The sequence below is a fragment of the Streptomyces sp. NPDC104106 genome, from assembly GCF_055584345.1.
Genome location: NZ_JBVJMF010000030.1, coordinates 71446 through 75745, shown reverse-complemented (window position 1 = coordinate 75745; position 4300 = coordinate 71446). Strand labels below are relative to the sequence as shown.

The 4300-nt window shown below is 73.0% G+C and carries 3 protein-coding genes and 2 pseudogenes; 2 read left to right on the top strand and 3 right to left on the bottom strand.

Going from position 1 to position 4300, the window contains the following annotated elements; genetic code table 11:
- Positions 1-222: FAD-dependent oxidoreductase (locus ACZ60X_RS41135; RefSeq protein ID WP_469610467.1), on the bottom strand; the 222-nt coding region annotated here is incomplete at its 3' end.
- A gap of 53 nt (positions 223-275) precedes the next feature.
- On the opposite strand from ACZ60X_RS41135, the gene ACZ60X_RS41130 reads away from it, so the two are divergent.
- The gene (locus ACZ60X_RS41130) at positions 276-968 is read left to right on the top strand and encodes a TetR/AcrR family transcriptional regulator (RefSeq protein WP_469610464.1); all 693 of its coding nucleotides are present in this window, start codon (positions 276-278) and stop codon (positions 966-968) included.
- Positions 969-994: 26 nt separating this feature from the next.
- Here ACZ60X_RS41130 and ACZ60X_RS41125 read toward each other — a convergent pair.
- Positions 995-1135, bottom strand: a pseudogene (locus tag ACZ60X_RS41125) (peptide deformylase); the annotation flags it as partial.
- 92 nt (positions 1136-1227) lie between these two features.
- On the opposite strand from ACZ60X_RS41125, the gene ACZ60X_RS41120 reads away from it, so the two are divergent.
- Positions 1228-3594 (top strand): ATP-binding cassette domain-containing protein, encoded by a 2367-nt coding sequence (locus ACZ60X_RS41120; protein WP_469610462.1) that lies wholly within the window; start codon positions 1228-1230, stop codon positions 3592-3594.
- A gap of 19 nt (positions 3595-3613) precedes the next feature.
- Here ACZ60X_RS41120 and ACZ60X_RS41115 read toward each other — a convergent pair.
- A pseudogene (locus ACZ60X_RS41115) lies at positions 3614-4300 on the bottom strand (hypothetical protein); the annotation flags it as partial.

Here is a 4300-nt window from a genome sequence, read left to right as displayed (position 1 = left end):
CCCCTCGGGACGGGACAGCGCCTGGAACCCGGCGAGCAGGCCCGCCTTGTCCAGCGCGAGCTGGCCCAGCCCTTCGTGCAGGTCCAGCGTGCCGCCCGGGGGGCGGGCGTCGGGGGCGGGATCGCGTTCGAAGACGGCGACGGGGTGGCCGTGGCGGTGCAGGACACGGGCGAGGGTGAGGCCGCCAGGGCCGGCGCCGACTACGGCGATGCGTTGTCTCATGTCGATACACTGTATTTTTCCAATACGACGTATGGCAACAGTACGATGTGGCCATGACTGTGTGGGACCGGCCGGAGCCGCCGACTCGCCCCGTGCCGCTCGACCGGGAGCGGATCGTCGCCGCCGCCGTCGCGCTGGCCGACGAGGGCGGGCTGGAGGCGGTGTCGTTGCGCAAGGTCGCCGCTCGGCTGAACGCCGGCCCGATGCGGCTGTACGGATACATCTCCACCAAGGAGGAGCTGTTCGACCTCATGGTGGACGAGGTCCAGGCCGAGATCCTCCCCGGGGAGCAGTCCGGTGACTGGCGGGAGGCGCTGCGCGTCCTCGCCCACCGCACCAGGCAGGCCGCCCTGCGTCACGAATGGCTGGCCGACCTGCTCGGCGGCCGCCCGGCCCTGGGCCCGAACGGCCTCGCCGTGACCGAGGCCACGCTGGCCGCCCTCGACGGCCTCGCCGACGTCGACACCGTCATGCGCGCCGTGGAGACTGTCAGCGCCTACTTCACCGGTGCGATCAGGCGCGAGATCGCGAACCTGCGGGCCGAGCGCGCCACGGGCCTGTCCGAGCTGGACTGGCAGCGCGCCTCCGGCCCGCATGTGACGAGGATGTTGGCCACGGGCCGCTTCCCGGCGCTGGCCAAGGCCGTGTACGACGGCACGGACGTGGACGCCGAGACGTCCTTCGCGACCGGCCTCGACTGGGTCCTCGACGCCGTGGCCGCCAAACTCACCCGGCCGCCCGCGTGACGCTCGGCTCCTGCCCACGCAGAGACGTCCTCGCGCTCCCGCTTGGACAGCCGGTCGATGCGCAGGCGGCCGTAGAGGTGGTCGGCCTCGTGCTGCACACAGCGTGCGACGTAGCCGGTGCCGCGGACCCTGACCGGGTTGTCCTCGATGTCCCGGCCGGTCGCCTCGACTCCTCCGGCCCGGCGCAGCCCCGGCCGGTCGCCGAGGCCGTCAGGATTCGAGAAGCGCCGGCGGCGCGGGCGGCGTTAGGTTGGCCGGCATGGACCTCACCGCAGCCCACGCGGCAGACAGCCACGACCTGATCCGGGTGCACGGCGCCCGTGAGAACAACCTCAAGGACGTCGACGTCGAGCTGCCCAAGCGGCGGCTGACGGTGTTCACCGGCGTCTCCGGCTCGGGCAAGAGCTCGCTGGTGTTCGACACGATCGCCGCCGAGTCGCAGCGGCTGATCAACGAGACGTACAGCGCGTTCGTCCAGGGCTTCATGCCGACCCTGGCGCGCCCCGAGGTGGACGTCCTCGACGGGCTGACGACCGTGATCACCGTCGACCAGCAGCGGATGGGCGCCGACCCCCGGTCCACCGTCGGCACCGCCACCGACGTCAACGCCATGCTGCGCATCCTCTTCAGCCGGCTCGGCACCCCGCACATCGGCTCGCCCAAGGCGTTCTCCTTCAACGTGGCCTCGATCAGCGGGGCCGGCGCGGTCACCGTGGAGCGCGGCGGGCAGAAGGTGAAGGAGCGGCGCAGCTTCAGCATCACCGGCGGCATGTGCCCGCGCTGCGAGGGCCGGGGCACCGTCACCGACCTCGACCTCACCCAGCTCTACGACGACTCGCTGTCCCTCAACGAGGGCGCGCTGACCATCCCGGGCTACAAGTCCGGCGGCTGGAACTACCGCCTCTACACCGAGTCCGGCCTGGTCGACCCCGACAAGCCGATCCGCGGGTACACCAAGCGCGAACTGCAGGACTTCCTGTACCGCGAGCCGACCCGGATGAAGATCGCGGGCATCAACATGACGTACGAGGGCCTGGTCCCGCGGATCCAGAAGTCGATGCTCGCCAAGGACAAGGAGGGCATGCAGCCCCACATCCGGGCCTTCGTGGAGCGCGCGGTCACCTTCACCGTCTGCCCCGAGTGCGCGGGCACCCGGCTCACCGAGGCGGCCCGGTCCTCGAAGATCGCGGGTGTCAGCATCGCGGACGCGTGCGCGATGCAGATCAGCGACCTCGCCGCGTGGGTACGGGAGTTGGCCGAGCCGACGGTCACGCCGCTGCTCGCGTCCCTGCGGCACACCCTGGAGTCGTTCGTGGAGATCGGCCTCGGCTATCTCTCGCTGGACCGGCCCGCGGGCACGCTGTCGGGCGGCGAGGCCCAGCGCGTGAAGATGATCCGCCACCTGGGGTCGTCCCTGACCGACGTCACGTACGTCTTCGACGAGCCCACCACCGGGCTGCACCCGCACGACATCCAGCGCATGAACGAACTGCTGCTGCGGCTGCGCGACAAGGGCAACACGGTCCTCGTCGTGGAGCACAAGCCGGAGGTCATCGCGATCGCCGATCACGTCGTGGACCTCGGGCCCGGCGCCGGTACGGCGGGCGGCACGGTCTGCTTCGAGGGCACGGTCGAGGAGCTGCGGGGCAGCGGCACCCTCACCGGCCGCCACCTCGACGACCGGGCCGCCGTGAAGGACACCGTGCGCGAGCCGACGGGCGCGCTGGAGGTCCGGGGGGCGACGACGCACAACCTGCGGAACGTGGACGTCGACATCCCGCTCGGCGTCCTGTGCGTGGTCACCGGTGTCGCGGGCTCCGGCAAGAGCTCGCTGGTCCACGGGTCGCTGCCGCCCGGCGCGGAGGTGGTCTCCATCGACCAGACCCCGATCCGCGGCTCCCGGCGCAGCAACCCGGCGACGTACACCGGGCTGCTGGAGCCCGTCCGCAAGGCCTTCGCCAAGGCCAACGGCGTCAAGCCGGCCCTGTTCAGCGCCAACTCCGAGGGCGCCTGCCCCACCTGCAACGGCGCCGGTGTCGTCTACACCGACCTGGCGATGATGGCCGGGGTCGCCACGGTGTGCGAGGAGTGCGAGGGCAGGCGCTTCCAGGCCTCGGTGCTGGAGTACACGCTCGGCGGGCGGGACATCGCGGAGGTGCTGGCGATGCCGGTGACCGAGGCGGAGGCGTTCTTCGCCGGGGGCGAGGCGCACGTCCCGGCCGCCCACCGGATCCTGACGCGCATGTCCGACGCCGGCCTCGGCTACCTCACCCTCGGCCAGCCGCTGACGACGCTGTCCGGCGGTGAGCGCCAGCGGCTGAAGCTGGCCACGCACATGGGCGACAAGGGCGGAATCTACGTCCTGGACGAGCCGACGGCGGGTCTGCACCTCGCCGACGTGGAGCATCTGCTCGGCCTGCTGGACCGGCTGGTCGACGCCGGGAAGTCGGTCGTGGTGGTCGAGCACCACCAGGCGGTCATGGCCCACGCGGACTGGATCATCGACCTCGGGCCGGGGGCCGGGCACGGCGGGGGGCGGGTGGTGTTCGAGGGAACGCCGGCGGAACTGGTCGCCGCGCGCTCGACGTTGACCGGGGAGCACCTGGCCGCGTACGTGGGGGCGTGAGAGCGGCTCGTCCCCCTCAGCGGGTCACCGTACTCGCCGCATGGAGCAACTCCCTCGTCTCCGCCGCCTCGTTCCACACCAGCCGCAGCCGCAGCCGCAGGTCGAACGTCGGCAGCGGCAGGCGGGTGAGCCGGCCGGAGGCCAGGGAGCCGGTCACGGCGAACCGCGGGAGCAGCGCCACCCCCAGGCCCTGTTCCGCCCAGGCGCGCATCACCGCCACGCCGCCCGCCTCGACGCGGCGGACCTCGGGGCCGAGCAGGTGGTCGGCGGCCAGGCGGAAGGAGCAGGGGCCGGGGTTCACCAGCAGGCGTTCGCCGGACAGGTCCGAGGGGCGGACGGCGGCACGGGCGGCCAGGGGTGGCCGGGGGCCGCCACCAGGTCCAACGGCACGGTGCCGACATCCAGGTGGGTCAGCGGCGCGACGGGGACCGGGAAACCCGGGCCGCCCAGGGCGGGGCCGTGGTCGAGGTCGCCGGACCCGGCCACGATCAGCGAGCCCCGAGGGGCGCGGGGGGCGGCGGCGTGCGGCATGAGGTCGGCGCCGGGCAGCCGGCGGTGGACGGCGGTCCGGCGACCCGCGGCGCGGGTCCCCACAGCGGCCGTATGCCGATGTCCATGGCCGGGCGCGGCCGAGGAGATCGGCGAGCGTGGTGGTGGGGCGCCCCGCAGGGCGGCGAGGATCCCGGGGTCGGTCAGGGCCGCGCGG